The sequence below is a fragment of the Mesorhizobium sp. WSM4829 genome, assembly GCF_055811475.1.
Genome location: NZ_JBVVQJ010000082.1, coordinates 1 through 5,190, shown reverse-complemented (window position 1 = coordinate 5,190; position 5,190 = coordinate 1). Strand labels below are relative to the sequence as shown.

Annotated in this window: 4 protein-coding genes; all 4 read left to right on the top strand. The window is 63.0% G+C overall.

Annotated features, from left to right (window positions below; all coding sequences use genetic code 11):
• A partial coding sequence (locus AC0L17_RS33980; RefSeq protein ID WP_473518922.1) for a hypothetical protein occupies positions 1-498 on the top strand: 498 nt, incomplete at its 5' end.
• The gene (locus AC0L17_RS33975; protein WP_473518920.1) at positions 495-2,564 is read left to right on the top strand and encodes a recombinase family protein; all 2,070 of its coding nucleotides are present in this window, start codon (positions 495-497) and stop codon (positions 2,562-2,564) included. The genes AC0L17_RS33980 and AC0L17_RS33975, both read left to right, overlap by 4 nt.
• Before the next feature lie 14 nt (positions 2,565-2,578).
• Positions 2,579-3,085, top strand: a complete 507-nt coding sequence (locus tag AC0L17_RS33970) for a hypothetical protein (RefSeq protein ID WP_473518921.1) — start codon at positions 2,579-2,581, stop codon at positions 3,083-3,085.
• Positions 3,082-5,151, top strand: coding sequence for a recombinase family protein (locus tag AC0L17_RS33965; RefSeq protein ID WP_473518920.1), 2,070 nt, complete (start codon positions 3,082-3,084; stop codon positions 5,149-5,151). Before AC0L17_RS33970 ends, AC0L17_RS33965 begins: the two co-directional genes overlap by 4 nt.
• Positions 5,152-5,190 lie beyond the last annotated feature (39 nt).

Genomic DNA, 5,190 nt, shown 5'->3' with positions numbered 1-5,190 from the left:
CGATCGCCATCTCGGGGTCATTCTGCCCATGTTGGGCAGGAGATCGAGGTCCATTACCGTTGGCACCCGTATTTCGGACGTCGGCTTCGCTGCGAGAACAGCGAAGAGCGCGCCGACGGCCGGATCATTCACCTCGTCGTCGCGCCCGGTCATGTCATTACCGCTCCGGCCTGGATGATCGATCCCGTGGCTTGCGCGGCGATGGACCTGGGCCCCCCGCGCGTATCGCTTGCCGCGCTGCTTGAGCTTAACAAGCTCTTGATCGAACGCCGTTTCCGGCGAGGCTCTCCGGATGGTTTCACCATCGCGGAGTCGCAACATGAGAACCCTGCCACCCCCGACACGATCTCTCGTGGTCGTTCGCCAACTCAGCTTGCCGCTCGACTCGCAGAAGCTGAACGGGCTGAGTTCAACGCAACGGACCATAGTGATCGCCCGGCTCGCCAACGTACTGAGGGCCGCCGCCGGCGTGGCAACGGAGGAGGAGAGCTGCGATGACGAGCGGTAATCTGATTCCGACTGCCGTCCTCAAGCGCAAGGCCGTCGTCTATGTGCGTCAATCCACTCAGGCGCAGGTCCAGCTCAACCTTGAGAGCCAGCGTCGGCAGTATGAGCTTGTCGACGTCGCGCGGCGTTGGGGATTCCGCAAAGTAGAGGTGATCGACGAGGATCTGGGACGAACCGCAAGCGGGGCTGTGGAGCGTCCCGGTTTCGAGCGCCTGGTCGACGATCTGTGCACCGGCCATGTGGGCGCCGTGCTTTGCCTGGAGGCGTCCCGCCTGTCGCGCAACGGGCCGGACTGGCATCGGCTGCTCGAGTTGTGCGGCGAAGTCGATGCACGCGTGATCGATCTGGACGGAGTCTACGATCCGGGATTGCCGAACGACCGCCTGCTGCTGGGTATGAAGGGCAGCATCAGCGAATTCGAGCTCGGCGTGCTGCGTGCCCGCATGTACGAGGCCGCCCGCGCCAAGGCACAGCGCGGAGAACTGCGCATCTCCGTGCCCTTCGGCTATGTCTGGCACCGCGATTACGGTCTCGGGTTCAATCCCGACATGCGCCTACAGGAGACCATTCACCTGATATTCGCGCGCTTCCGCGAACTCGGCAGCGCGCGCCAGGTCCTGATCTCGATGATCGACGATGGCGTGCATTTCCCCAGACCCTCCGACGGCAAGAAGATGGTGTCCTTCGACTGGGTTCCGATCCGTTACCGCAACGTGATCTCGATCCTGAAGAACCCATTCTACGCCGGCGCCTATGTCTATGGTAAAAGCGAGAAGCGCACTGAGATCGTCGATGGCCGCGTTCGCAAGAGCTATGGCCATTACAAGCCGGCTAGCGAGTGGGCGGTGGTGCTCAAGGACCATCACGAAGGCTACATCGGATGGAGCGAGTACGAACGGAACCAGGAACTGCTCGCAGCCAACGCTTACGGCAAAGCCGGCGGCGTCAAGTCGGGCCGCGGCGGTCGCGCGCTGCTCCCGGGTCTTATCTCCTGTGGTCGATGCGGGCGAAGACTGGTTGTCATGTATGCCGGACGCGGCCAAGGTTATCCGGTATATCGCTGCGAGCGCGGCAACCTCATGATGGCACAGGCGCGATGCATGTCGTTCAACGGCTTTCGCACCGACGCGGCGGTGACCCGCGAAGCGCTGGAGGCGGTTGCGCCGATGGCGATCGAAGCGGCGTTGGAGGCTGAACGGATGCAGCTGGAGAGCGAAGCCAAGCGGCGGCAGATGATCGAGATGGACCTGCAGCAGGCGCGCTATGAGGCATCGCTCGCCGAGCGCCGCTATGCCGCTTGCGACCCGGAGAACCGGCTTATTGCGGCCCAGCTCGAGAGGAGTTGGGAAGCCACACTCAGGCGCGTGGAGACCTGCGAGGCCCGGCTGAGCGAAGTCCAGCGTGTGGAGCCTGTCGACGCGGTTCCGGACTTCACGGGCCTCGCCCAGGATCTCGAGGCCTCCTGGAATGCGCCGGGTGTCGACATGCGCTGTCGTCAGCAACTGCTGCGCGCGCTCATCAAGGATATCGTGGCGGATGTCGATGACGATGCGCGCGACGTGATCTTGACCATCCACTGGCACGGAGGCCAGCACTCGCAGGTACGGGTTCGCAAGCCCAAATCCGGAGAGCATGGCCAGCGTACGCCTGAGGAGGCTCTGGCGATCATGCGATCCATGGCAACCCGGTGGTCGGATGCCGAAATCGCTGCCACACTCAACCGCATGGGCATGCAGACCGGTCAGAGAAAGACCTGGACCGCGCGTCGCGTCCAATCGCTGCGCACGGTGCACAAGATCAGCGGCTATCGCTCTTCCGACAAGAATGGCGAGTGGCTCACCATGTCGGATGCGGCCGCGAAGCTCGGCGTGTCGCACGTCAAAATCCGCCGGTTCATCAGGGATGGCCTCTTGCCGGCCGAGCAAGTCATGCGCGGCGCGCCCTACCAGATCCGCGCCAGCGACCTCGAAGACGAACGGATCAAGGCCGATTTGGCGCGCAATACTCCGCGTCGCATCCACGACGACAACCAGGAATCGCTGTTTTCCGCCATTTGAAAATGAGGTGCATAATGAATCAGTCTTCGCCATCTCGGGGTCATTCTGCCCATGTTGGGCAGGAGATCGAGGTCCATTACCGTTGGCACCCGTATTTCGGACGTCGGCTTCGCTGCGAGAACAGCGAAGAGCGCGCCGACGGCCGGATCATTCACCTCGTCGTCGCGCCCGGTCATGTCATTACCGCTCCGGCCTGGATGATCGATCCCGTGGCTTGCGCGGCGATGGACCTGGGCCCCCCGCGCGTATCGCTTGCCGCGCTGCTTGAGCTTAACAAGCTCTTGATCGAACGCCGTTTCCGGCGAGGCTCTCCGGATGGTTTCACCATCGCGGAGTCGCAACATGAGAACCCTGCCACCCCCGACACGATCTCTCGTGGTCGTTCGCCAACTCAGCTTGCCGCTCGACTCGCAGAAGCTGAACGGGCTGAGTTCAACGCAACGGACCATAGTGATCGCCCGGCTCGCCAACGTACTGAGGGCCGCCGCCGGCGTGGCAACGGAGGAGGAGAGCTGCGATGACGAGCGGTAATCTGATTCCGACTGCCGTCCTCAAGCGCAAGGCCGTCGTCTATGTGCGTCAATCCACTCAGGCGCAGGTCCAGCTCAACCTTGAGAGCCAGCGTCGGCAGTATGAGCTTGTCGACGTCGCGCGGCGTTGGGGATTCCGCAAAGTAGAGGTGATCGACGAGGATCTGGGACGAACCGCAAGCGGGGCTGTGGAGCGTCCCGGTTTCGAGCGCCTGGTCGACGATCTGTGCACCGGCCATGTGGGCGCCGTGCTTTGCCTGGAGGCGTCCCGCCTGTCGCGCAACGGGCCGGACTGGCATCGGCTGCTCGAGTTGTGCGGCGAAGTCGATGCACGCGTGATCGATCTGGACGGAGTCTACGATCCGGGATTGCCGAACGACCGCCTGCTGCTGGGTATGAAGGGCAGCATCAGCGAATTCGAGCTCGGCGTGCTGCGTGCCCGCATGTACGAGGCCGCCCGCGCCAAGGCACAGCGCGGAGAACTGCGCATCTCCGTGCCCTTCGGCTATGTCTGGCACCGCGATTACGGTCTCGGGTTCAATCCCGACATGCGCCTACAGGAGACCATTCACCTGATATTCGCGCGCTTCCGCGAACTCGGCAGCGCGCGCCAGGTCCTGATCTCGATGATCGACGATGGCGTGCATTTCCCCAGACCCTCCGACGGCAAGAAGATGGTGTCCTTCGACTGGGTTCCGATCCGTTACCGCAACGTGATCTCGATCCTGAAGAACCCATTCTACGCCGGCGCCTATGTCTATGGTAAAAGCGAGAAGCGCACTGAGATCGTCGATGGCCGCGTTCGCAAGAGCTATGGCCATTACAAGCCGGCTAGCGAGTGGGCGGTGGTGCTCAAGGACCATCACGAAGGCTACATCGGATGGAGCGAGTACGAACGGAACCAGGAACTGCTCGCAGCCAACGCTTACGGCAAAGCCGGCGGCGTCAAGTCGGGCCGCGGCGGTCGCGCGCTGCTCCCGGGTCTTATCTCCTGTGGTCGATGCGGGCGAAGACTGGTTGTCATGTATGCCGGACGCGGCCAAGGTTATCCGGTATATCGCTGCGAGCGCGGCAACCTCATGATGGCACAGGCGCGATGCATGTCGTTCAACGGCTTTCGCACCGACGCGGCGGTGACCCGCGAAGCGCTGGAGGCGGTTGCGCCGATGGCGATCGAAGCGGCGTTGGAGGCTGAACGGATGCAGCTGGAGAGCGAAGCCAAGCGGCGGCAGATGATCGAGATGGACCTGCAGCAGGCGCGCTATGAGGCATCGCTCGCCGAGCGCCGCTATGCCGCTTGCGACCCGGAGAACCGGCTTATTGCGGCCCAGCTCGAGAGGAGTTGGGAAGCCACACTCAGGCGCGTGGAGACCTGCGAGGCCCGGCTGAGCGAAGTCCAGCGTGTGGAGCCTGTCGACGCGGTTCCGGACTTCACGGGCCTCGCCCAGGATCTCGAGGCCTCCTGGAATGCGCCGGGTGTCGACATGCGCTGTCGTCAGCAACTGCTGCGCGCGCTCATCAAGGATATCGTGGCGGATGTCGATGACGATGCGCGCGACGTGATCTTGACCATCCACTGGCACGGAGGCCAGCACTCGCAGGTACGGGTTCGCAAGCCCAAATCCGGAGAGCATGGCCAGCGTACGCCTGAGGAGGCTCTGGCGATCATGCGATCCATGGCAACCCGGTGGTCGGATGCCGAAATCGCTGCCACACTCAACCGCATGGGCATGCAGACCGGTCAGAGAAAGACCTGGACCGCGCGTCGCGTCCAATCGCTGCGCACGGTGCACAAGATCAGCGGCTATCGCTCTTCCGACAAGAATGGCGAGTGGCTCACCATGTCGGATGCGGCCGCGAAGCTCGGCGTGTCGCACGTCAAAATCCGCCGGTTCATCAGGGATGGCCTCTTGCCGGCCGAGCAAGTCATGCGCGGCGCGCCCTACCAGATCCGCGCCAGCGACCTCGAAGACGAACGGATCAAGGCCGATTTGGCGCGCAATACTCCGCGTCGCATCCACGACGACAACCAGGAATCGCTGTTTTCCGCCATTTGAAAATGAGGTGCATAATGAATCAGTCTTCGCGCTCAACCG

What these genes read in the sequence shown, in the direction of transcription:
- AC0L17_RS33975 (WP_473518920.1), top strand. Translation starts at nt 495, where the DNA reads ATGACGAGCGGTAATCTGATTCCGACTGCCGTCCTCAAGCGCAAGGCC.
- AC0L17_RS33970 (WP_473518921.1), top strand. Translation starts at nt 2,579, where the DNA reads ATGAATCAGTCTTCGCCATCTCGGGGTCATTCTGCCCATGTTGGGCAG.
- AC0L17_RS33965 (WP_473518920.1), top strand. Translation starts at nt 3,082, where the DNA reads ATGACGAGCGGTAATCTGATTCCGACTGCCGTCCTCAAGCGCAAGGCC.